We start from the raw sequence: 21,456 nt of genomic DNA, 5'->3' as shown, positions 1-21,456 counted from the left end.
GGGGTTACGCCACCTTCGTCACTTCGGTCTCGTCACACTCGACGTCCGAGGCGACGGGCGATTCCTGGAGGGTGTCGACGATCAGTTCGTCGGGGGCCGGCACCGCGAGATACCGGTTGCGGATCTGCGTGTAGGGGATCGACTCCCCCTCCGCGAGGTTGTGGCGAACGATGTTCGCGAGCCGGTTGCCGAACTGCTCGCCGTCGTAGACCAGGACCTCGCCGTCGGCCCGCGTGGCGGTCAGTCCCTCCTCCTCGGCCCACAGCGCGAGCAGACACGGCAGGAATCGGTCGCTCATCGGGAAGTCCATCGACGTCGAGAGGTACTCCGTCTCGCCGTACTCGGACTCGAAGAGGTCGCGGGCGTCCGGCAGCGCCTCGCGTGCGTCGTCCTCGATCCCCGCACAGACCTCCTCGCGGAGCGCGATCTCCGGGACCGTCGCCTCCAGCTCGACGTCCTCGTCGACCACGACCTCCCGCTCGACGGAGCCGTATCCCTCCTCGTCGGTCGTGACGGTGAGGTCGTACTCGCCGTAGGGAACCTCCTCGAAGGTGACGACGTCGAGGAGGTGGGTCTCGATCGTCCGCGACTCCTCGAGGGAGCCGCCGACGAGCGAGACGTCGATCCGCCGTTTTGGCCCGCCCTCGTCGAAGCCGGCCTGCACGGTGACGTCGTAGGCCTCGCCGAAGTCCTCGGCGACGAGCGCCGGCGTCGAGGGCTCGTAGCTGACGTCCTCGTGCAGGTCGGCGTACAGCTCCAGGAACGCGGCCGTCTGTTTGACGTGGAGGTCGTCGCCCTCCACGCGGCCGGTCGCGCGCAGCGTCTCCGTGATGTCGTCCTCGACCGTCCCGTACGCCTCCGCGACGGCCGCCTTCTCCTCGACGGCGTCGATCGCCGCCGACAGCTCGCCCGCCGCGTTGAGCCAAACCGACCGGTAGTCATCGAGGTCGCTTGCGGCCCGCAAATCGCTCACGTACGACTCGTCGGCCGCCGACTGGTACTCGTAGTAGTCGTCCGGCACGTCCGCGTTCGCGAGGGTCCGGAGATGCTCGTCGAGCTCCGTGCTCATCGACTCGATCATCTCGGTGCAGACGGAGCGCGTCTCCTCGGTGAGCTCCCGGACCCGCGCCATATCCAGCGCGGAATCGACCGTCTCGAGCTCCTCGTGGACGTCCTCGAGCTCCTCGAGAAGGGCCGGCGAGACGTAGTCGGTCACCACCGACGAGGCGGCGGTGTCGACGAACGACTCGAGGCTCGACCGCTCGCTCTCGAAGTCCGTCGAGAGGTCCCGCTCGAGGTCGTCCCGTGCGTCCAACAGCGCGTCGGCCACGGCGTGGTACTCGCCCTCCGCGAGGGCGTCGTCGGCCCGGCCGACGCCACGGTCGATCGGGTCGAGCGGAGCGTCGGTCGCCTCGGCGATGGCGTCGAGCTCGGCGGCGGCGTCGTCGATCGCCGCGTCCATCGCCGCATCGGCGTCGTCGATCGCGTCCAGCAGCGCCCCGAACGAGTTCCCGTCGGGGGCCTGCGGTTCACGAACGCGGTCGATCAGTCCGGCATCCTTGAGTCGGCGCTGCGCGTCCGCGCAGTCCTCGAGCTTCGTGTGGACGTGCGTCCGTGCCGAGTCGGCGATCTCCGATCGCAGCTCCGAGACGCGGTCCTCGAGTCGCTCGAGGTCGCGGACCTCGCCGGTCCCGGTCACCTCGAAGCGGTTCGCCGCTCGGTCGAACTCGACGCCCGCCTCCGCGAGCTGGTCGAGCAGATAGGTCACTTCCTCCTCGATCGGGTCGGTGTCCCACTCCGACAGCTCGCCGGCGAGCCGGTCGTACTCCCGGAGCAGGTCCCTGACGTCCTCGCCGACGCGTTGGGCCTTGCCCTCGAAGTACTGGGTCGTCCCGCCCCCGCCGGTCGCGGACGACTGCCGGGCGTAGACGATCGCCGCACCGATCACGACCGTCGGGATCGCGACGATCAGGGCGTAAAAACCGACCTCCGAGCCGAAATACCAGAACGCACCCAACCCGAGGATCGTCGTCACCAGCACGATGCCACCGATCTGTAGCGTGTATCGAACGTTGTTCTTCATAGGAGCACCTCCAGGAGCGTCGATCCGAGCAGGACCGACAGCACCGTTCCGGCGATGACGCCGAGGGCAGCGATGGCGAACGCCTTCTTCAGATCGCTCCAGCCGTACTCCACCGAGCTCCGTCGCCGTCGTTCCCGGCGGATCGACTCGAGGTCACGTTTCGCGATCCACTGGCCGATCCCGCCCCCGACCGCGCCGAACAGGAGGAACGACCCGAGTAGCGCGCCGATGGCGGTCAGCCTCGCGGTGCGGGCCTCCGCTTGGGCGGCGGCGAGGTAGCGCTCGACCGACGCATCAAGCGCCGCGAGCGTCCGTTCGTGGTGGGCCTCGTGCCGAACGAACCCCTGCGCCGCGCCGGCGGTTCCGTTCTGGGCGGCGACGAAGAGCGCGCCGGAGAGGTTTTCGCCGGCGGCGTTCAGATCGCGTCGCGTCTTGCTCGCCGCCGTCACGTTGCCGTCGGCGCCGGTCGGCGACGACGAGTTGGCCGCCTCCGAGAGGGTCGTCCGGATCCGGGCCGCGTCCGTCAGCGACCGGTTGTACGCCGCCAGCTCCTCCGCGATCGGCCCGCCGTTGTCGCTTCCGGTCACGAACCGCAGGGTGACCGGATCGTCGAGGTACGACAGCGTCGTCCGCTGGGGCGTCACGATCGTCAGCGTCGGCCCCTCGACGCCCTCGCGTTGCTCCTCGAACGTCGCGATGTCGCCCTCGAAGGCGACGTCCCCGGTTCGCACCGTGTAGTGATACTCGCCGGACCCCTCGATCGACAGCTCTTCGGCGTCCGCAAGGGTCCACGCGTCACCGGCCGGTTCCTCGCCGCTTCCCCCACAGAACACGACGCGTGCTTCCGTTCCCGGATACAGCTCGACCGTCTCTCCGGGACCGACAACGTCGCCGTTCTGGAGCAGCAGGAGCATCGAGAACTCGCTCGTCGCCGCGTCGCTCGAACACGCCGCGTCCGCATCCTGATAGCCGACGTCGGCCGCGACCCCGGCGACCGCGCCGCCGCTCGCCAAGGCGACGACCAGCCAGCAGGCGACGAGGCCGGCCAGAATCCGGGATCGCGTCGACCGCAGCTGTCCTTCAGTCGACCTCATCTGTCCTCCACCTCCTGGTGGTACGCACGGAGGCCGCCGATCACGGAGCCGGCGGCGAGCCCGAACCCCGCGCCGACGCCGACCAGCAGCGGTAGCTGGTCGGCGAGCGAGACCGCGGCCTTCGCCGTCGCCAGCCGCGAGGCGGGGTCGCTCCCGGCCGTGAGCGGGAGGAACAGCAGGACCGCGACGACGGCGGCGCTGCCGAGCGCGATCGCGATGGCGAACTGGTGGGCGGGACGGTCAGGCCGCTTCATACGTGTCGGCTATCTCCTCGATCTCCCGGATCCGGTCGAGGTCGGTTCGCTCGAACGTGTACACCGTCGTACACGACACGAGGTTGCGGCTCGTGGGCACCATCCCGAGGTTCACCTCCGAACAGTGCTCGTTCAGCCGGCGGCGGACCTCCGAGATCTCGATCTGATACTCGGGGTCGGCGATGTACTTCCGGGGCGCGCGGACGTGGCCGATCGCCTTCCTCGCGTCCCCGAAGGTGACGTCGTCGACGCTCTGTTTGGCCTGCGCGAGATACGCGAGCTCGGCCGCGTCGACCTGCTGGTCGCCGATGACCGGGAGGAAGTATCCCGGCAGCGACATCGTCATCTCGATCGAGCGGCCGATCGTCCCGTATCCCGGCTCCCCGTCCGGGCCGGCCCCGAACGACAGCGAGGTGACGATGTCCTGGATGTCGATGATCGGCGCGTCGATCTCGTCGTACTCGCCCGGGTCGATCCGCTCGACGACGGGGCCCGAGACCAGGTCGACGACCGACCCGGCGACGTACTCGTTGTACTCCGCGAACCGGCCCTCGGCGGAGTCCTCGTATCCGAGCCGCTGGTTGTCGACCAACAGGATCCCGTCGACCGTCTCCTCGAGCCGGTCGAGTCCGTAGACCGCGTTCGAGGCCTGCCGGCCGGCACTCACCGTCTCCTCCTCGTCGTCGCGCACGTGGACCGACTCCTGCGTGTTCGGCAACACGGCGACGGCGATCACCTTGACGTCGCCGGCCGCGTATCGGCGGATCGCGTCCACGACGTGCGGGGCGATCCCGCATCCCGTGCCGCCGCCGAGCCCGAGGAAGACGAACGCGAACGGAACGTTCCCCTCCTCGCCGAAGCGCTCCTCGAGCATCGGAACGAGCTGTTGTCCGTGCCGTTCCATCACGTCGTTCGCGCGTCGCGGCCGCCGTCCGAACCCGCCGGTGACGACCTCCTCGAACCCCGCCTGGGTCCCCGGAACCAGCCCGTCGGTCTCCGAGACCCCGATCCACTCGTCGTCCTCGATGTGTGTGAGGTTCTCGAGGTCGCGCACCGTGGAGTTCAACGCGAGCGGTGCCGCTTCGATGCGGATGCCCTCGTGGGCGAACACCTCGTCCACCAGGGCGCTGCCCGCCTGTCCCGTACCCACGAATAGATACACCATACCCGAAAGTCAGCTAATACGTCTGTAAACTACCACATATATCTTCCGAGTGCGCGAGTGGATCCCCGGCAGTGTCGGCCGGTTTCGTCGCCGGCCATATGACCGACTGGCGGTCCTTACCGACTGGCGTCCCTTACCGGGGGTGCTTGACTGGCGGTGCTCACCGGCAGCGTCCTCATCGGCAGCGACCCCACCGGAAGCGGTCCCACCGACAGCGGCCTCACCGGCGGTGCCGACGCCTAACCGCGGAGGCTTCGCAACATCACGCTGTACTGGTTCTGGTCGTAGAGCCCCTCGACGTGATCGATGACGGCCTCGGTCACCGCACAGATTCCGGCGGCCCGCTCCGGTCGCCCGGCATCCAGCCGGTCCTCGGCCTCGGTGAGGTACGTGTCCGCGATCGACAGGAAGTACAGCGGGATGCTGTGGTTGTGGTCCGACCGCTCCTCGACGTAGTCGGTTTCGATCGTCTCGCGGCGCTCGCGCAGCGACGACACGCGCTCGCTGACGGCCTCCGCGTCGGTCGCGGCCCCGTTTCCGGAGTCATCGGCCGAGTCCAACGTGGCCAGCAGCTGTCGGTCATAGAAGGTCAGCTCCTCGTGGGCCGCAAACAGGAGGACGCGGTTCGTCTCGTCGATCCGGTCGAGTCGCGACTCGAGTTCCTCGACGCGCTCCGCCAGCCGGTCGGCGACCGGACCGTCGTGGTCCGCCAGCCGGTCGTCGATCGACGTGGCGAGTTCGGAGACGTCGCCGGGGGAAACGCTGTCGAGCATGCTCCGTGCGGTGGCCATCTCGTCGAGCCGCGTGGCCGCCGTCTCGAGCGCGTCCGCCGCCGGATCGGTGCGCCCCGCTTCGAGCGCCTCGAAGAGGTCGCGCGCCTCGCGCGACCGCGGCGTCGCGGACTCGCGGGCGCGCCTGACGGCGGTCCGCACGTCCTCGTCGGCGTCCTCGTCTGCGCCCGTCACGGCGTCCCCGCCGGCGCCCGTCACGGCGTCCTCGTCGGTTCCCCTCCCGGAATCCGCCGTGGCCGCGGCGTCGAACCGAGCCGCCTCGGGTTTCGCGCCCCGGTCGAACGATCCGGCGTTCGGATCGGCGTCGAACCCGGACTCGCGCTCGCGGACCTTCCGCGTCGCCTCGCGGACCCGGCGGTCGAGGTCGTCGTCCTCGGTCACCTCGACGTCGACCGCCGTGAGCAGCTCCGACACCGCCTCGCGCAGTCGGTCGCGGTCGCTCTCCTCGCGCCGACGGCGGCGCGACTGGGACCGTCGGCGCTCGGCGAGTTCCGCGACCGAATCGATCCCGTCGGTTCGGTCGACGACGTCGCTCGCGCGTTCGTGTTCGTCGAGCCGATCGAGAGCCTCCTGCAGCGTCTCCTCGATCTGCGATTCGGAGGCCCGCCGCGCCCCGGCCAGCTGGTCGAGCAGCCGGCCGGAGACCGACGCGCTGGGGCGGACGTCCCGGGAGACGCTCCGGGCCGCCTGCCGCACCGTTTCGGCCTCGGTCGCCGCCCCGTCGCGTCCGCCCGCGCGCCCCGGCGTCGCCTCCTCGATCCGGATGCGGTCCGTCTCGATCGCGCGCCGCAGCGACTCGGCCTTCGAGACCGGGTCGGAGTCGGGCGACGGCTCCTGCGAATCCGGCAGGTCGGCGGCGGACACGATCCGGTCGATCGACTGCCCGAGCGAATCGAGCCGCCGTTCGACGTCGGTCGCGGACGGGGACGCGCCCAACCGGTCCGCGATCCGGTCGATGTCGTCGCCGTCGTCGCTCGACCGGTCGAAGAGGCCGAGCAGGACGACCGGCAGGATGCTCGTCGTCATCGGTGCTCAGGCCATGTTCTCCCGGCCGAGACAGGAGAACAGCGGTTCGACGTACTCCCAGATCTCCCGGAGGTTCTCCGCCTGCTGGCTGTTCCCCTCCTTGATGTTCTTCGCGTGGTCGTACATCCGCTCCAGCGAGGGCATCCGCGGGTTCCACAGCGTCCCCCACAGGTAGACGTCGTCGAGGTCGGGCGTGACGAGCTGCTCGACGTGGATGTCGACCGACTCCGTCCCCGGCTGGTTGGCGGCGTCGAGGAAGTCCTCGCTGGCGAGGATGTCCCGCGCGACGCCGTCGGAGACGAGCCGTGAGACCTCGTCCATCTTCCGTTCCGGTCCATACAGCAGGAAGGTGCCGCCCCACGCCGTCTCGGGGTCGAACTTCGCGAGCCGGTTCTGGTACAGCGCGTTCGAGATGAGCGTCTCCAGCTGCGAGCGGTTGATCGTCTCGCCGCGCGCCCGGCCGAGCACCGGCGCGAGGATCACGGCCGGCCGGTGGTCGGCGTCGAGGTCGAGCGGGTACTTGTCCTCGACGGGGCGGAAGCTGTCCGCGACGTCGAAGACGTCGCCGTGGATCGACATCGACGCGTCCTGCTTGACGAACTGCGGCGTCGACGACATCGTGAACGCCTCCAGAAAGGCCACGAGCGGCCGGTTGAGGTCGGCGTAGTGTGGCGGGTTGTACTCCTGGAGCCCGTCGATCCGGGGGGTGATGTCCGCGCCGGCGGCCTCGAGCCGTTCGTTGTCGAACGGGACGATCGCGTCGACCGCTGCCGACATCCTGGCCAGTCCCACGACGCCGTTCACGCGCGCCTTCCCGCCGGACATTCCGTCGTTCCCGCCCTCGGAGGGGATCACGACGGACGACAGCAGCGCCTTGGAGATGACGTAATCGTTGTTGAGCACCTCCTCGCGGATCTTTCGGGCCAGCACCGGCGTGGATCCGCAACCGGTGCCCTTCGTGACGCTGTGGACGAACATGATCGCCTGCGCGTCCTGGATCGTCTGGGGGTCCATGTCCCACCGCTCCCGGAAGGGGTTCCGGCCGTCCTCGAAGTCCCGCTCCATCACCTGCTTGCCGTGGTCCCACCGACGACCCATCCCCTGGTAGCCGTGGGCTCCCTGGCCGATGATCGCGTTCATCATCAGCTGTTGGCGCGAGTAGCCCCGCTCCTCCTGGGCGTAGTAGGTCTGTTCAAGCTCGGCGATGTTCGTGTTGAGGATGCCGTAGCCGGCCAGCCCGCCCTCCCAGATGAGCGCGCGGTTCTCGTTGTTCCGGCGCAGCGTGTCGCGGCGCAGCAACACCGCGTCGAGGATGTTGTTTCCCGCGCCGCCGACGCCGATCATGAACCACTTCTTTCCGTAGCTGTCCTCGAAGTCGACGTCGGACTCCACGTCGGTGGGCGGGCTGGCGTCGGTTGGTGGGTCGGCGTCGGTCGGCGGGGTGGCGTCGGGCGCCGATCCTGGACCCGACTCGGCGGGCGGGGCCGTCGGCGCATCGCCGGGATCGCCGGTCCCCGCCGAGTCCGCTGCCGGCTCGGTCGCTCCGTCCGCGGCCGCGTCCGGCTCGGAGACCGGCTCGCCGTCCTCGAAGAGCCGTTCGTACCGGTCGGCGTAGACCGCGCGGATCGCCGGCTGTTCGTCCCGGTGCGTGGCGAGGAGGTGTTCGTCGAGGTCGCCCTCCTCCCACTGTGTGTCGGATAGTGAGCAGATCTTACAGCGCATAGGCCCGTTCGTACCCTATATCTGTCAGGACGATAGCTTAAGTCTACGGGAACTGCGGATCCTCACGCCGCCCGTCCCGTCGGCCGTCCGACTCATCCGTCGCGTCACCTCCCGCGGTCACCCGTATCGCTCGGTGAACCGCTCGCGGGCCGTCCGGATCGCGGTCGTCGCCTGCCGCTCGTCGGCGACGACCACCTCGAAGAACGCCGGCGGTTCGGGGTCCTGGAGGTCAACCTCGGCTATCAGGTCCGACTGGTTGCGGAGGAACCGCTCGACGTTCCTGAGCATATCGGGGTCCGCGATCGTCGAGGGCAGGTCCGCGATCTGGTACTGGACCCGCGATCCGTCGGTGGACCGGGCGTGCTCCTCGAGTTCCCGCAGGAAGTACAGCGCGGCGTCGAGGACCTCCTCGGGCCGTTTGGCGGTCCCGTCCCGGTCGTCCTCCGCCGCGGCGCCCTCGGCAGCGGCGCCGCCACGATCGGCCCGGTCGGTTGCGTCGTGGTCGGCGCTGCCGGCGACGCCGCGTCCGTTTCCTCCGGTTCCGTCGCCGCCGGACGTGCGTCCGGCCGCTCCGCCGGGGCCGGTCGGTCCCGTCGCGCCGGCCGGCGAGTCGAACGCCGATCCGTCCCCGTCGTCCCCGTCGCCGATCCGGACTCGGTCATCCTCGACGCTGACGGTCGTGTCGTGTGCCTCGGCCATCGTCTCCGCGACGGGAGCGACGGCGTCCGGGTTTACCGTCGCCGGGATGTCGACGCTGGATCCTCCGTGTTGGACGCGGCCGTCGAGGGCACGGAGGAACTCCGCGGCCGTGACCAGGCGTTCGCTCTCCTCGTCGGCCCGGTCGAGCAGCCGCTCGCACTCGTCGAACGCGCAGTCGTGGAGCGCGTCGGTGGCGTCCGAGAGCGTTCGTTCGATCGCGGTGCGTCCCGTGATCGATTCCACGCGGTTCTCGACGAGGACGCCGCGCGCGCTCGACCGAACCGATTCCGGGAGCCGGTCGAGCTGCTCCTCCACCGTCTCGAGCCGCGACCGAACGCGCTGTATCGTCCCGTCCGCGCGCTCCTCGTGGTCCGCGAGGAACGACTCGATGCGGTCCAGATGGGCGGCCGCCGCGCCGATCGCCTCGCCGACGTCGGGGAGGGGAACGCCGCGGTCGAGCCGTTCCTGGAGGACCCCGTTGAGGTCGTCGGTCCTGACCGCGTCGCCGTCCGGCGGCAGCGACACCTCGCGGTACTCCGTGGGGAGGTTCGCGAGGGTGTAGGCCCCGCCGTACCGCGACCGGACCGTGACGTCGCCGAACTCGGTTCGCACGCCGGAGACGACGCGCCGTCGGAGCTCGGACGCGATCCGGTCGACCTCCGCCTCCGGGTCCAGCGAGTCGATCCGTGATTCGAGCTTCGAGACCTCCTCCCGACGCCGGTCGGGGTCCTCGATCCGCTGAATGCGGTCGATCTCCGCGAGGAGGTCGTCACACCGGTCGTGGAAGCGGTCGGCCGCCGATTCGGCCTCGCCGACGCCGGTCGGCGCGACCGGCTCGAGGGCGTCCAACGACCCGATTCGCTGCTCGAAGACCGTCTCGAAGCGCTCCCGGGCGTCGCCGATGCGCGCCTCCTGGTCCCCGAGCCGCCCGGAGGTCTCCTCGAGGACCTCCTCGGACCAGTCGTGGATCCACGCCGCGGAGCCGACGAGCGCGGTCGCGATCACGGGGATCGCGAAGAAGCCGACGAGCTGTCCGGCCCCGACCCCCGACCCGAACAGCGACGAGTAGACGCCGAAGAACAACACGAGATAGAGGATCGACGCGAGCCCGGCCGCGCCGAACGCGAGGTCGCGGTGGTCGAGGACGATCATCGCGGCGCCCTGGACGACCCACGCGATCGTGATGAGCACGAACAGCGCCGCGACGAGCGACGGCTGGTCCTTGAACACCTCCGCGGCCTGGAAGACGACGTCGATCGAGTAGATCGGGTCGAGCACGCCGCGGAGCCCGAGCGTTTCGGAGGTCCAGTCGAGCAGCGACAGCACCGTCTGCACGAAGGTCACGAGCAACGGGATTCCGGCGATCCCCCACGCGACGACCGAGACGTCGAGGTCGTCGAGACCGGACCCGGAACCGAAGTCGGCGTCGAGGTCGAGATCCGTCATTATTTGGACAAGACGGGCGATGCATATTAAAAGTGTGTAGGCGGCCGGCGTCGGTCACGCTCGGGTAAGCCGGAGCCGCCGGGGTCGGTCACGCTCCGGAGAGTCGGAAACGCCGGCGTCGGTCACTCGTGGGCGGCGTCCCACTCCTCGGGCTTGCGCATGTTGCCGCACTCGTTGCACTCGATGCGTCCCATCGTGTCCATCGCGGTATCGAGGCTCTCACAGTTCCCGCACAGGAATCCCCAGCGCTCCTCGCCGCGCTCGTCGGCGTAGACGATATAAAAGGGAGCCTCGCTTCCGCGATCGCCCGCGGTGCGATCGACGTAGACCCGGTCGCCGTCGGGCGACGTTACGGCTTCGCGTTCCATACGGGACGATGCTCGAGCAGCGGTATAAACCGTGCCGTCTCGACCGGAGCGGGCCGGGTCGGTCGGTTCCGGCGAGTCGTGACTACGTCCGGATCACGTCCGGAACGACTCCCCGCAGCCGCACTCGGAGACGACGTTGGGGTTCTCGACGTGGAAGCCCGCGGCCTGGAGCCCCGACTCGTAATCGAGCGTGCTGCCGCCGATGTAGTTCTCGCTCGACGGGTCGACGAACACGCGCAGCCCGTGTCGCTCGACCACGAGGTCGTCCGCTTCCGGCTCCGTGTCGAACCGCATTCCGTAGGAGAGCCCCGCGCAGCCGCCCTGCTGGACGAACAGCCGCAGTCCGCCGACGTCGGCGTCCATCCCCTCCTGACGCATCAACTCGAGCGCCTGCTCGGCGGCGTCCGGGGTCACCTCGACGGTGGATCCCGAGTTCGCGTCACCGTCGCCGTCGGCCGTCTCGGTACTCATACGAAGACGTTCGGCGTCGACGATAAAAACCCTGGCGCTCGCTCGAGTCGAGCGACCGGTCCGCCGCCGTTCACGGCGGCCCCTCCGCCACGCCGCGGGAAGCGTCCCGTCACGCCGCGTTCCGTCCCCGGTCGTTTAAATATCGAGGGCCACTCGTTCCGAACACCGATGGGCATCGATCCGAACTTCGAAACCAACCGCGAGGACGTGGGCGAGGAACACGAGGTCACGGTGTGGGGGCCGACCGACCCGCCCGAGGAGCTGGGGATCCGGGGGACGCACGTCGCGGTCGATTTCGACATCTGTCTGGCCGACGGCGCGTGTCTCGAGGACTGTCCGGTCGACGTCTTCGACTGGGTCGATACCCCGGGCCACCCCGAAAGCGAGCGCAAGGCGAACCCGACCGACGAGGAGCAGTGCATCGACTGTATGCTCTGCGTCGACGTCTGCCCGGTCGACGCGATCGACGTCGACCCCGGCCGCGAAAACCGCGTCTGAGACGGCCCGCTTCACGAGGATCTCACTTCAGCTTTCATTCAACCGAACTCCGGCGGCGTGATTTCGTTTCATTCATCCGATCTCGCCGGCGTGACCGCCGTTCTTCGCCCTCGTTCCACCATCGTCGCCGTCACGATCGGCCGTGTTCCCGACCGACTATTCATTTAAATCAGCGGAAACGAGGCCGTCGGTCGTTCAACCACGATCGACATCGGACCCCGGATCGATCCGTGAGTCCGTATATACCGGTTGGGTACCCTATATATACGCGAACCGAAACGATTACTTGAACAGTCATTCAACCGATCGGTGATGGCACACGCGACACGACGGCTCCGGCGCTACCTCGAGGACGAGCTCGAGGAGTGTCGGAGCGAGGACGTCGACCGGCGTCTGGCGGAGCTCGACACGCTCGAGGCAGCGCTCGGAGCCGACCGGGTGGACGCCGAGTTGGACGTCCTCTCGGCGCTGGCGGCCGAGACGCGGTACACCCTCACCCGCGTCCTCGTGGCGGCCGGCGAGGAGCTGTGCGTCTGTGAGCTCAACGCGGTCGTCGACGTGAGCGAGAGCGGGCTCAGCCACGCGCTCTCGACGCTTGCCGACGCCGGGCTCGTCACCGGCCGGACGGACGGGCGCTGGCGGAAGTACCGCGCGACCAACCGCGCGGTGGCGCTCGTGACCGTTCTCGAGGGGAGCGTCGACGTCGGTGGCCGCATCGACGCCGACGCGGCCACGGATGATCCGGGCGCCGGCACGAACGCCGGCACGGGAGCCGCGATCGAGGATGAGTAGGGTCGACCGATGTGTGAGGGCGGCCGATGAGTGAGGTCGACCGATGAGTGAGATCGCCCACGACCACGGCCCGAACTGCGGCTGTGACGCCTGCGGCGACCCGCGGTCGATGGATTTCCTCGACAAGTATCTCACCGTCTGGATCCTCGGCGCGATGGCGGTCGGCGTCGGCCTCGGCTCCGTGGCGCCCTCGGTCACCGGCCCCATTCGGGACCTCCACCTCGTGGAGATCGGCCTGGTCCTGATGATGTACCCGCCGCTGGCGAAGGCCGACTACTCGCGGCTGCCGACGGTCTTCAGCAACTGGCGGGTGCTCGGCCTGAGTCTGGTCCAGAACTGGCTGATCGGCCCGACGCTGATGGTCGGCCTCGCGGTCGTCTTCTTCGGCGGCGTCGTGCCCGGTCTGCCGGCCCGTCCGGAGTTCTTCCTCGGGCTCGTGTTCATCGGAATGGCCCGGTGCATCGCGATGGTCCTCGTCTGGAACGAGCTCGCGGACGGCTCGACCGAGTACGTCACCGGCCTGGTGGCGTTCAACAGCCTCTTTCAGATCCTCACCTACGGCGTGTACGTCTGGTTCTTCGCGCTGGTGCTCCCGCCGCTTTTGGGTCTGGAGTCACTCGTCGCCGGCATCACGGCCTTCGACGTCACGCCGATGCAGGTGTTCCGCGCGATCGTCGTCTTCCTCGGGATCCCGTTCCTCGCCGGCTTCCTGACCCGCTTCGTCGGAACGCGGCACAAGGGCGCGGACTGGTACGAGGAGACCGTCGTTCCCGCGATCGACCCGCTCACCCTGATCGCGCTGCTGTTCACGATCGTCGTGATGTTCGCCACTCAGGGCGGCGCCATCGTCGCCGCGCCGGGCGACGTCCTGCTGATCGCCGTCCCGCTGACGATCTACTTCGTGGTGATGTTCCTCGTGAGCTTCGGAATGGGTCGAGGGATCGGCGCCGACTACTCCACGACGACCGCGATCGGCTTCACCGCCGCCTCGAACAACTTCGAGCTCGCGATCGCCGTCGCGGTTGCCGTCTTCGGCGTCGGCTCCGGCGTCGCCTTCGCGACCGTCGTCGGCCCCCTGATCGAGGTACCCGTGCTGCTGGCGCTCGTGAACGTGGCGCTGTTCTTCCGGCGTCGATTCGACTGGGACGGCTTCGACGCCGGCAGCCTCGAGCCCCCGTCGACGGACGACTAGCGGACGCGGACACCATCCCGGATCGATCAACCAACGAACCAACCAACGAACCATCCATGCCAACCCATCCCGACTCCACCGATCGAACCACCGCATCGAACGGGACGACCGACTCCGCTGCCGGAACCGGCGCCACTGGCACGACCGACGCCGCCGAAACCGACGCCGCCGAAACCGACTCCATCGAAACCGACGCCGCCGACACGATCCGCGTCGCGTTTATGTGCGTCCGAAACGCCGGTCGGTCCCAGATGGCGACCGCCTTCGCGGAACGCGAACGCGACCGTCGCGGGCTGACCGACCGGGTCGAGATCGTCACTGGCGGCACCCGACCGGCCGACCGCGTCCACGAGGCGGTCGTCGAGGTGATGACCGAGGTCGACGTCGATCTGGCGGACCGGACGCCACGGGAGATCACGATCGCGGAGTTGCGTTCCTGCGACTACGTCGCGACGATGGGCTGTTCGACGCTCGACGTCGGCGAGCTCGGCGCGGACGCCGACGTCGACGTCCGTGACTGGGCGTTGCCGGATCCGGACGGGAAGGACCTCGATCGCGTGCGGGAGATCCGTGAGGATATCGCCGGCCGTGTCGACGACCTTTTTAAGGAACTCGTCGATACGATGGACGCGAACGCCGGCGATCCGGCGGATCCGAGTTCCCCCGACGCCGACGCGGCCTAACGCCCTGGATCCGACCGTCCGACGATCGAAAACGTCGGCGCAGTTTAAAAGGCCGCGTCGAACGCCTGCTGGAGATCCGCCTTCATATCGTCGACGTGTTCGATCCCGACGGAGACGCGGATGAGTCCGTCGGAGAGCCCGGCCGCGAGACGCTCCTCGCGGGGGATCGCGGCGTGGGTCATCGCGGCGGGCTGTTCGATCAGGCTCTCGACGCCGCCCAGCGACTCCGCGAGCGTGAACACCTCGGTCTCGGCGACGACCGTCGAGCCCTGCTCGAGGGTGCCGTCGAGCTCGAAGGACAGCATTCCGCCGAAGTCGTCCATCTGCTCGCTCGCGAGCTCGTGTTGCGGGTGGCTCTCGAGACCCGGGTAATACACCCGCTCGACCGCCTCGTGGTCCGCGAGCCACCGGGCGAGTTCGGCGGCGTTCTTACAGTGCCGATCCATCCGGACCGGGAGCGTCTTGATCCCGCGGAGCACGAGGAAGCTGTCGAAGGGGCCGGGCGTCGCGCCCACCGAGTTCTGGTAGAACCCGAGCTTCTCGTCGAGGCCCTTCCCGTCCACGATGAGCGCGCCGCCGATCGTGTCGGAGTGGCCGCCGAGGTACTTCGTCAGCGACTGCGAGACGACGTCGGCTCCCAACTCGAGCGGACGCTGGAGGTACGGCGTCGCGAAGGTGTTGTCGACCGCACACAGCGCGTCGCCCTCGTGGGCGATCTCGGAGAGGGCCTCGATGTCGTTGACGTTCATCAGGGGGTTCGTCGGCGTCTCGACCCACACGAGCTCGGTCTCCGGGCGCATCGCGTCCGCCACCGCCTCGTGGTCCGTCGTGTCCACGAAGGTGGTCTCGATGTCGTACTGTTCGTACACCTGCGTCAGGATGCGGTGGGTCCCGCCGTAGACGTCGTCGCCCGCGACGACGTGGTCGCCGGACTCGAGCAGGTTGAGGACGGTGTTGATCGCCGCCATCCCGGAGGCGAAACACCGCGCGTCGGTCCCCGACTCGAGGTCGGCCAGGTTCGCCTCGAGGTCGGTCCGCGTCGGGTTTCCGGTCCGGGAGTACTCGTAGCCGCGGTGCTCCCCGGGCGCGTCCTGTTTATAGGTGGAGTTGGCGTGGATGGGCGTCATCAACGCGCCGGTCTCCGGGTCGGGCTCCTGGCCCGCGTGGATCGCCCGCGTCTCGAACCGGCGGTCGCCCCGGCCGCCGTCGGTCACGTCGTCGCCGTCCGCCTCGCGATCGGTCTCGTCGCTCATACCGGATCCTGTGTCGGGCGCCCGTGTGACTCTTGTCCTTTCCGTCCGCGCTTGCCGTCGTCTCGGTCGGTCTGCCCTCCGGTTCGCTCGCCCTCCCGGTCGGCTTGCCCTCCCGGTTCGTCCGGCTGTCCTCCCGGTTCGCCCGGCTGCCCTCCCGGTTCGCCCGGCCGCCCCCGTCACTCGTCGCCCGTGACGTTGGCGCCGATGTCGACCCCGTCGTCGGGGATCGGGAGGTCCCCGTCGTCCATCGGGATCGGGTCCTCGGTCTCCTGGGAGACGGAGACGATCGAGCTGTCGGTGATCCACAGCTCGGCCGCGTAGTATGCGTCGCCGACCGCGTAGTGGCTGCGCCACCCCGCGGCGTCGAGCTCTGACGGGATCGTTCGATCCTTGAACTCCAGCCGGGAGAGCACGGCGTCGAAGGCGTCGGAGATCGGTTCCTGCTCGCGGTATCCCGCCGCAGTCCGCGAGGTCGCGATCAGGTCCCGCTGGGCGGTCGAGAGCGACCCCGGATCGAAGCGGGCCGCGACGTGTTCGGCCTTGAGGTGTGACCGAAACGCCCCCGGGTCGTCGGTCACCGGATCGAGATCGTGGACGTACCGGGTCGTCCCCACGGTCTGCGGCGCCGCGTGTAGCTGCACCGGCAGCTCCGAGGGCACGCCCCCGCCGTCGGTCGTGTTCGCCGGGTCGACCACCGCAGCCGGGTCGACCACCGCGTGCCGGAACGGCGGGTCCGGGACCAGCTCGCTCGCTCCCGGGTCCAGCGGATCGAAGAAGACGACGCCGCGCCGGTACGCTCGGATCTCCGACTGCTCGCGGTCCTCGAGGTGTGCGATCACGGCGGTACGTGCGATCCGGTCGACGATCCGTCGGTCGGTCGCCGAGAGGCCCGCCCGCGGCGTCGCGGTGATTTCGGCGTCGGCCGGTCGCTCCGCGAGCGGTTCCATCCACACGACCCATCGGTCGAGCGTCGCCGGTTCGGACGCGACCCGAACGCGGTGGTACGTCCCGTCCGCGACCAGGTAGGCCGGCACGTATCCGCCCTGTCCGCTCGGCAGCGTCTCCAGCAATGGCTCCTCGAGCGTCGTCACGCGGCCGGTCTCGCGGAGCGTTCCGATCAATCGTCCGACGGCGACGCGGTCGTAGTGAAACGCGTCCGACCGCCGCGGCACGCCGAACAGGTCCGTCAGGGTCGTGCCCTCGGCCGGCGCGCTCCGAAACGCGTACCGCGTCGTTCCGAGGCGCTTGCATCCGGCGATCGACGTCCCCGCGGCGACGCCGAGGGACGCGAGGAGGCGACGGCGAGTCACGCCGGGACGCGGCATACCCCAGGCTGTCGAGTCAGGAATAAAGGTCTTTTCCGCCGCCTACCCGATGATCCCCGTTTCCGTCGCCTACCCGATGATCTCCGTTTCCGTCGCCTATCCGATGATCTCCGATCCGCCGGGCGGGAGGAACTCCTGGATCAGGTCCGCGCTCGCGACCTTCCGGACGAACGACTGGTCGGCGAACCGCTGCTTGAACTCCCGGTAAACCATCATCGCGGCGTCGTTCTGGGCGTACATCCCCGGCTCCAACTCGACGCTGGTCGCCACGCGGTCGCGGATCGCCGACGGCGGCCCCCCGATCACCTGCGTCACCGGTTCACACTGGACTCCGACCGCGACCCGGCAGGGGACGTCCTCGAAGTAGGTCCGGTCGCCGCGGATCGCGAACCCGCCCTTCTCGAGGAACTCGCCGCTCTCGGGCGTCTTCGAGACCTGGTCCGGCTCGACCATGTACGCGTCGCCGGCCCCGCGGCCGTCCTTCCAGTCCGAGGAGTACGAGACCGCGAACTGCGCCGCCTCCTCGAGGCTTGTTTCTGGAAAGTCGACCGGCTCCGAGGGCTCGGAGGGGCCGGACGCCTTCAGGAGGGTCACCGGTCCGCCGTGTGCCTGCGTGTGGAAGAAGCGGTCGTGTTTGTCCATATATTTCTTGACGAGTTCCTCGTTCTGGTCGGCGTTGCGCCCGCCGATCACGAGGAAGTCGTCCGACGTCCGGAACCACCGGAACCGCTCGTACCAGTCGTCGGTCGTCCGAATGGGGATCGACGAGCGCGACAGCCAGTCGATCTCGCGATCCGCCTCGTCCGCGTCCTCGTCGCCACCCTTGCCCTCCTCCTCGGCCGCTCCGGGCGCGCCGTCGGCCGCCTCCCACTCGGCCTTGCGCTCGCGAACCGCGGCGAGGTCCTCGCGGGTCGACTCGATCGCCTCCCGAGCGCCGGCCTTCTTCTCCTCGATCCGCTTGGCCTCCTGGTAGAGCCGGTCGGCGTTGACCTCGACGCCGGCGGTCGCGTCCAGCTCGATGGTGGTGTCGTCGATCCGGACCGTCACGGTTCCCTCGCTGCCGTCGACGTCCTCGACCGCCTCCGCCGCGGGAATGTCCCGTTCGGCCCCCTCCGCGAGCGTCTCCGCGATCGCGTCCCAGCCCAGGCCGTCCTCGCGGGCGGACTGCACGGTCGAGAGCACCTCGTCGACCAGGTCGTAGTTCGCGTACAGCAGCTCGGCGCGCTCGCGCTCGCGTTCGGCCTCGGCCTCGAAGTCCTCGATGGCCGACTCCTGCTGTTCGATGATGCGCTTCTGTTTGGCGATCTCCGCCTCGAAGTCCGGTTTTTCGGGCTCGGTCGCCCCGGTCCCGCCGTCCTCGCCGCCGCCCCCGCCGTCCCGGTCGAACCGGTAGAAGTACTCGTCGAGGGCTGCGTTGAACGAGTCGAACCCCTCGCTCGGCAGGTCCTCCCGTTCGGCGAGCGGGAACGGCGTCACGTCGACGACCCGGCCGTCCTCCTCGTAGACGCGGGGGTCGAACTCGCCCGACCGGAGGCGCTCGTCGATCCGGGCGATCGCGTTATGGAGGTCCCGGTAGACCGACTCGTCGGCGTCCGCGATGGCGAGCGTCTTCTCGACGCCGGCCCGCGAACAGACCTCCTCGGCGTAGAGCCCGCCGAGGTTCAGCTGCGTCGCGAGGGTCCGCACCACGTCGGTGTCCGACTCGTCCATCCGCCGCGAGAAGGCGTCGAGGGAGACGTCGAGCGGGTTGAGCCGGGAGGAGGGGTACTCGTACTGGGCCCCCGGCGCGACGGTCCGGGACTTCAGCCGGACCGTCGAGAGCGCCTGGACGACCTCGCCGGTCTCGTCGAGCACCGCGACGTTCCCTTGCCCGAACAGCTCCGCGACGATCCGGGTGTCCTCGTCGCCGCGCTCGAAGTCGAAGGTGAGGATCCGGTCGAACTCGTACTGCTCGACGCCGACGAAGTCGGCCCCCGAGAGCCGGTTCCGCAGCATCTTCGCGAAGTTCGGCGGGCGCCCCGGCGCGTCCGGCACGTGCTCGGCGTCCGCGACGTGTGCCCGCTTGCACTCGTCGACCTCGATCAGCAGCTCGACCCGGCCGTGGTCGAAGTCGCGCAGCTTCAGCCGGAGGAGGCTCTCGGGATAGAGATAGGCCTTGTCGACCTTCGCGCCCGTGTACCGCCCGAGCTCGGTGACGAGCGCGCGCAGGTCGATGCTCGACAGTTCCCGTTTCGGTTCCATACCGGACCCACGCGTGGCCGCGGAAAAGGCGTGTCGTTCCGGGCCCCGCAAGCGGTCGTCCGCCCCCGTGAACCGGTTACTCGTCCGACTCCCGACGTCCTCACGCGAGCTGCGTGGTGAGGTCCGTCGTGGAGACCATCCCGACGTAGTCGCCGTCGTCGTCGATCACCGGGAGGTGTTTGATCCCGAAGGTGGTCATCATCGCGGCCGCCTCCGTCAGCTCCTCGGCCGTGGTGATCCGCTCGACCGGCGCCGTCATCACGTCCGCGACCGTGGTCGTCTTGAGGTCCGACTCCTCGGCGACGGCCGCGACGACGTCCGTGGTGGTGACGATCCCGGCGTCGACCCCCGGGACGAACAGCGCGTTGATGTTCCGGTCGCGCATTCGCTCGGCGGCCTCCCGAACGCTCGCGTCCGCGGCGATCGTCTCCAGCGGGGACGTCATCACGTCCGCGACGAGGGTCTTCGTGGTTGATGCCATGGCTGATCACGGACCGCCCCGCGCTTGTGCCTTTCCCTCGCGTGGTCGGAGCGCCCGCTGCCTCTCACGGCGTCCCCCGTCGGTCCGCGCGGCCTCGCGCCCGCCGGTCACAGTCGCTTCGAGACGTAGGGGCCGTCCTGGTGGTAGCCGAGCTTGTCGCGGTAGTACTGCCGGGCGCCGATCCCGGAGATGACCGCGACCTTCGGGAAGCCGGCGTCGCGAGCCAGCTCCTCCGCGTGCTTGATGAGCCGACGCCCGTACCCCTTGTGCTGCCAGTCGCTGCCGCCCGCGCCCGCGTCCTCGCCGATCGCCGCCTCGCTGCCGTAGACGTGGAGCTCCCGGACGATCGCCGCGTCCGCCAGCTCGCGCCGGACCGGGTCGGTTTCGGTGCCCGGCGTGCCGGGCTGGCCGGTCGCGTAGGAGGGGAACCGGAGCCGGCAGAAGCCGACGAGGAGGTCGCGCACCGGGTCCTCGAACGCGATGAAGTGCTCGGTGCCGCCGGCGACCTCGTAGGTCGTGGTCGACAGCTCGATCGCGTCCGGGTCCGGGTCGGCGTCGTTCATCCCGACCTCCCGCGACCGGACGTCACGGATCTCGATGCCCTTCTCCGCCGCCCGCTGCTCGGCGAGCTGCCGGAGGTTCGACTTCCAGACGCCCGCGTCGATGAAGTCCGCCGGAATGTCCCGCTGGACGCGCTGGAGACGGGTGTACTCCGGGATCTCGCCCATAATTTCGGCGATCAGGTCCGCGGCCGTTTCGTTATCGAGGGGCTCGTACTCGTCGTTGTACCAGCTGTCGTACACGCGGGTTCCCCGAACCACGAGCGTCGGATAGATCTTCAGGTAGTCGGGCCGCCAGTCGGGGTTCCCGAAGAGCTGCCGGAAGTCCTCCAGGCACATCTCCCGGGTCATTCCGGGCTGGCCCGGCATCATGTGGAACCCGACCTTGAAGCCGGCGTCGCGGAGCCGCCGGTTGGCGTCCTTCGAGGCCTGCGTGCCGTGGCCGCGATGCATCTCGCGGTTGATCCGCTCGTAGGTCGTCTGGACGCCCACCTCGACCTTCGTGCCGCCGAGGTCGAGCATTCGGTCGATCTGCTCGGGGTCACACCAGTCGGGCTTCGTCTCGAAGGTGGTTCCGATGTTGCGGATCTCGTTCGTCTCGTTCTCGGCGATCACGTCCTCGAGGTACCGGAACTCGTACTCGGCGGGGTCCTGCGCGAACGACTCCTCCTCCGCCGGCTCCGGCTCGGAGTCGAGGTCGTAGTCGTTCATCGCCTCGAGGGCGCGCTTGACGAACCACTCCTGGTAGTCGTGTGAGCGGGCCGTCATCGTGCCGCCCATCAGGATGAGCTCGACCTTGTCGACGGGGTGACCGATCGCACGGAGCTGCTCGAGCCGGAGGGTGACCTGACCGTAGGGGTCGTAATCGTTCTGTTCGCCGCGGGCGGCGGCCGGCTCGTGGCCGGTGTACGACTGCGCCGAGGAGAACTCCGAAGCCGGCCCGCCCGGGCAGTAGAGGCATTTCCCGTGGGGACACAGCTCCGGCGAGGTCATGATCGCGACCGGGGAGACGCCGGAGGCGGTCCGAACCGGCTTGCGGCGCACGACGCGTTCGACCTCCTCGCGGGCCTCCTCGGGCGCGTGCTCGAGGATGTCGGTGTTCTTCGGCACCTTCGGCGAGGAGTGGGTCGAGCAGACGTCGAGCTTGGCCGACTCGAGGTCGTCCCGGTCGATCTCGCCGGCGACGATCCGCTCGGCGAGCTCCTCACAGGCGGCGACGAACGCCTCGGGAGCGTCGGCGGATCCCTCGCTCTGGGCGTCGGTACTCATTGTGCGTGGATCGGCGGGATTCGTGGTTAAGGGTGTCGCTCCG

The 21,456-nt window shown here is 69.2% G+C and carries 17 protein-coding genes and 1 pseudogene; 4 read left to right on the top strand and 14 right to left on the bottom strand.

Annotation, left to right across the window (positions count from 1 at the left end; genetic code table 11):
* Window positions 1-4: 4 nt before the first annotated feature.
* From BLV25_RS13980 to BLV25_RS13940, 9 genes are all read right to left on the bottom strand, one after another.
* Window positions 5-2,083 (bottom strand): hypothetical protein, encoded by a 2,079-nt coding sequence (locus tag BLV25_RS13980; RefSeq protein WP_092734431.1) that lies wholly within the window; start codon window positions 2,081-2,083, stop codon window positions 5-7.
* Window positions 2,080-3,177 carry a hypothetical protein gene (locus BLV25_RS13975; protein WP_092734428.1) on the bottom strand — a complete coding sequence of 366 codons (1,098 nt, stop codon included), beginning with the start codon at window positions 3,175-3,177 and terminating at the stop codon, window positions 2,080-2,082. The genes BLV25_RS13980 and BLV25_RS13975 overlap by 4 nt, the downstream gene beginning before the upstream one ends.
* Window positions 3,174-3,431 carry a hypothetical protein gene (locus BLV25_RS13970; RefSeq protein ID WP_021074775.1) on the bottom strand — a complete coding sequence of 86 codons (258 nt, stop codon included), beginning with the start codon at window positions 3,429-3,431 and terminating at the stop codon, window positions 3,174-3,176. Before BLV25_RS13970 ends, BLV25_RS13975 begins: the two co-directional genes overlap by 4 nt.
* Window positions 3,418-4,596 (bottom strand): FtsZ/tubulin family protein, encoded by a 1,179-nt coding sequence (locus BLV25_RS13965; protein ID WP_092734425.1) that lies wholly within the window; start codon window positions 4,594-4,596, stop codon window positions 3,418-3,420. The genes BLV25_RS13970 and BLV25_RS13965 overlap by 14 nt, the downstream gene beginning before the upstream one ends.
* Window positions 4,597-4,835: 239 nt before the next feature.
* The gene (locus tag BLV25_RS13960) at window positions 4,836-6,413 is read right to left on the bottom strand and encodes a coiled-coil domain-containing protein (protein WP_092734422.1); all 1,578 of its coding nucleotides are present in this window, start codon (window positions 6,411-6,413) and stop codon (window positions 4,836-4,838) included.
* Between the two features lie 6 nt (window positions 6,414-6,419).
* Window positions 6,420-8,135 carry a cell division protein FtsZ gene (locus tag BLV25_RS13955; RefSeq protein ID WP_092734419.1) on the bottom strand — a complete coding sequence of 572 codons (1,716 nt, stop codon included), beginning with the start codon at window positions 8,133-8,135 and terminating at the stop codon, window positions 6,420-6,422.
* A gap of 117 nt (window positions 8,136-8,252) precedes the next feature.
* Window positions 8,253-10,280 (bottom strand): hypothetical protein, encoded by a 2,028-nt coding sequence (locus BLV25_RS13950; protein ID WP_218128646.1) that lies wholly within the window; start codon window positions 10,278-10,280, stop codon window positions 8,253-8,255.
* A 122-nt stretch (window positions 10,281-10,402) separates the two neighbouring features.
* Window positions 10,403-10,648: a DUF5816 domain-containing protein gene (locus BLV25_RS13945; RefSeq protein ID WP_021074779.1), complete on the bottom strand. Its 246-nt coding sequence runs from the start codon at window positions 10,646-10,648 to the stop codon at window positions 10,403-10,405.
* 93 nt (window positions 10,649-10,741) lie between these two features.
* Complete coding sequence (locus tag BLV25_RS13940) at window positions 10,742-11,119, bottom strand: HesB/IscA family protein (protein WP_021074780.1); 378 nt, start codon at window positions 11,117-11,119, stop codon at window positions 10,742-10,744.
* Window positions 11,120-11,287: 168 nt separating this feature from the next.
* Between BLV25_RS13940 and BLV25_RS13935 the strand changes: the two genes are divergently transcribed.
* The 4 genes and pseudogenes from BLV25_RS13935 (at window position 11,288) to BLV25_RS13920 (ending at window position 14,284) form a co-directional block, all read left to right on the top strand.
* Window positions 11,288-11,617: a 4Fe-4S dicluster domain-containing protein gene (locus BLV25_RS13935; RefSeq protein WP_021074781.1), complete on the top strand. Its 330-nt coding sequence runs from the start codon at window positions 11,288-11,290 to the stop codon at window positions 11,615-11,617.
* 312 nt (window positions 11,618-11,929) lie between these two features.
* A pseudogene (locus BLV25_RS13930) lies at window positions 11,930-12,316 on the top strand (ArsR/SmtB family transcription factor); the annotation flags it as partial.
* Window positions 12,317-12,452: 136 nt separating this feature from the next.
* Complete coding sequence (gene arsB, locus BLV25_RS13925; protein WP_092734413.1) at window positions 12,453-13,601, top strand: ACR3 family arsenite efflux transporter; 1,149 nt, start codon at window positions 12,453-12,455, stop codon at window positions 13,599-13,601.
* A 221-nt stretch (window positions 13,602-13,822) separates the two neighbouring features.
* Window positions 13,823-14,284, top strand: coding sequence for an arsenate-mycothiol transferase ArsC (locus tag BLV25_RS13920; protein ID WP_092734529.1), 462 nt, complete (start codon window positions 13,823-13,825; stop codon window positions 14,282-14,284).
* A gap of 44 nt (window positions 14,285-14,328) precedes the next feature.
* Here BLV25_RS13920 and BLV25_RS13915 read toward each other — a convergent pair whose 3' ends face one another.
* The 5 genes from BLV25_RS13915 to BLV25_RS13895 all read right to left on the bottom strand — a co-directional run bounded on the left by BLV25_RS13915 (window position 14,329) and on the right by BLV25_RS13895 (window position 21,413).
* The gene (locus tag BLV25_RS13915) at window positions 14,329-15,537 is read right to left on the bottom strand and encodes a cystathionine gamma-synthase (RefSeq protein WP_021074785.1); all 1,209 of its coding nucleotides are present in this window, start codon (window positions 15,535-15,537) and stop codon (window positions 14,329-14,331) included.
* A 176-nt stretch (window positions 15,538-15,713) separates the two neighbouring features.
* Complete coding sequence (locus tag BLV25_RS13910) at window positions 15,714-16,862, bottom strand: hypothetical protein (protein ID WP_092734410.1); 1,149 nt, start codon at window positions 16,860-16,862, stop codon at window positions 15,714-15,716.
* A gap of 96 nt (window positions 16,863-16,958) precedes the next feature.
* Window positions 16,959-19,103: a ribosome rescue protein RqcH gene (rqcH, locus tag BLV25_RS13905; RefSeq protein WP_092734407.1), complete on the bottom strand. Its 2,145-nt coding sequence runs from the start codon at window positions 19,101-19,103 to the stop codon at window positions 16,959-16,961.
* A gap of 100 nt (window positions 19,104-19,203) precedes the next feature.
* Window positions 19,204-19,584, bottom strand: coding sequence for a CBS domain-containing protein (locus BLV25_RS13900; RefSeq protein WP_092734403.1), 381 nt, complete (start codon window positions 19,582-19,584; stop codon window positions 19,204-19,206).
* Between the two features lie 107 nt (window positions 19,585-19,691).
* The gene (locus tag BLV25_RS13895) at window positions 19,692-21,413 is read right to left on the bottom strand and encodes a tRNA uridine(34) 5-carboxymethylaminomethyl modification radical SAM/GNAT enzyme Elp3 (protein WP_021074789.1); all 1,722 of its coding nucleotides are present in this window, start codon (window positions 21,411-21,413) and stop codon (window positions 19,692-19,694) included.
* Between the last annotated feature and the right edge of the window lie 43 nt (window positions 21,414-21,456).

It is taken from the genome of Halopenitus persicus (assembly GCF_900107205.1).
Taxonomy (GTDB): domain Archaea; phylum Halobacteriota; class Halobacteria; order Halobacteriales; family Haloferacaceae; genus Halopenitus; species Halopenitus persicus.
This window is presented reverse-complemented; position numbering and strand designations above follow the sequence as displayed.

What these genes read in the sequence shown, in the direction of transcription:
- BLV25_RS13980 (WP_092734431.1), bottom strand. Translation starts at nt 2,083, where the DNA reads ATGAAGAACAACGTTCGATACACGCTACAGATCGGTGGCATCGTGCTG.
- BLV25_RS13975 (WP_092734428.1), bottom strand. Translation starts at nt 3,177, where the DNA reads ATGAGGTCGACTGAAGGACAGCTGCGGTCGACGCGATCCCGGATTCTG.
- BLV25_RS13970 (WP_021074775.1), bottom strand. Translation starts at nt 3,431, where the DNA reads ATGAAGCGGCCTGACCGTCCCGCCCACCAGTTCGCCATCGCGATCGCG.
- BLV25_RS13965 (WP_092734425.1), bottom strand. Translation starts at nt 4,596, where the DNA reads ATGGTGTATCTATTCGTGGGTACGGGACAGGCGGGCAGCGCCCTGGTG.
- BLV25_RS13960 (WP_092734422.1), bottom strand. Translation starts at nt 6,413, where the DNA reads ATGACGACGAGCATCCTGCCGGTCGTCCTGCTCGGCCTCTTCGACCGG.
- BLV25_RS13955 (WP_092734419.1), bottom strand. Translation starts at nt 8,135, where the DNA reads ATGCGCTGTAAGATCTGCTCACTATCCGACACACAGTGGGAGGAGGGC.
- BLV25_RS13950 (WP_218128646.1), bottom strand. Translation starts at nt 10,280, where the DNA reads ATGACGGATCTCGACCTCGACGCCGACTTCGGTTCCGGGTCCGGTCTC.
- BLV25_RS13945 (WP_021074779.1), bottom strand. Translation starts at nt 10,648, where the DNA reads ATGGAACGCGAAGCCGTAACGTCGCCCGACGGCGACCGGGTCTACGTC.
- BLV25_RS13940 (WP_021074780.1), bottom strand. Translation starts at nt 11,119, where the DNA reads ATGAGTACCGAGACGGCCGACGGCGACGGTGACGCGAACTCGGGATCC.
- BLV25_RS13935 (WP_021074781.1), top strand. Translation starts at nt 11,288, where the DNA reads ATGGGCATCGATCCGAACTTCGAAACCAACCGCGAGGACGTGGGCGAG.
- arsB (WP_092734413.1), top strand. Translation starts at nt 12,453, where the DNA reads ATGAGTGAGATCGCCCACGACCACGGCCCGAACTGCGGCTGTGACGCC.
- BLV25_RS13920 (WP_092734529.1), top strand. Translation starts at nt 13,823, where the DNA reads ATGTGCGTCCGAAACGCCGGTCGGTCCCAGATGGCGACCGCCTTCGCG.
- BLV25_RS13915 (WP_021074785.1), bottom strand. Translation starts at nt 15,537, where the DNA reads ATGAGCGACGAGACCGATCGCGAGGCGGACGGCGACGACGTGACCGAC.
- BLV25_RS13910 (WP_092734410.1), bottom strand. Translation starts at nt 16,862, where the DNA reads ATGCCGCGTCCCGGCGTGACTCGCCGTCGCCTCCTCGCGTCCCTCGGC.
- rqcH (WP_092734407.1), bottom strand. Translation starts at nt 19,103, where the DNA reads ATGGAACCGAAACGGGAACTGTCGAGCATCGACCTGCGCGCGCTCGTC.
- BLV25_RS13900 (WP_092734403.1), bottom strand. Translation starts at nt 19,584, where the DNA reads ATGGCATCAACCACGAAGACCCTCGTCGCGGACGTGATGACGTCCCCG.
- BLV25_RS13895 (WP_021074789.1), bottom strand. Translation starts at nt 21,413, where the DNA reads ATGAGTACCGACGCCCAGAGCGAGGGATCCGCCGACGCTCCCGAGGCG.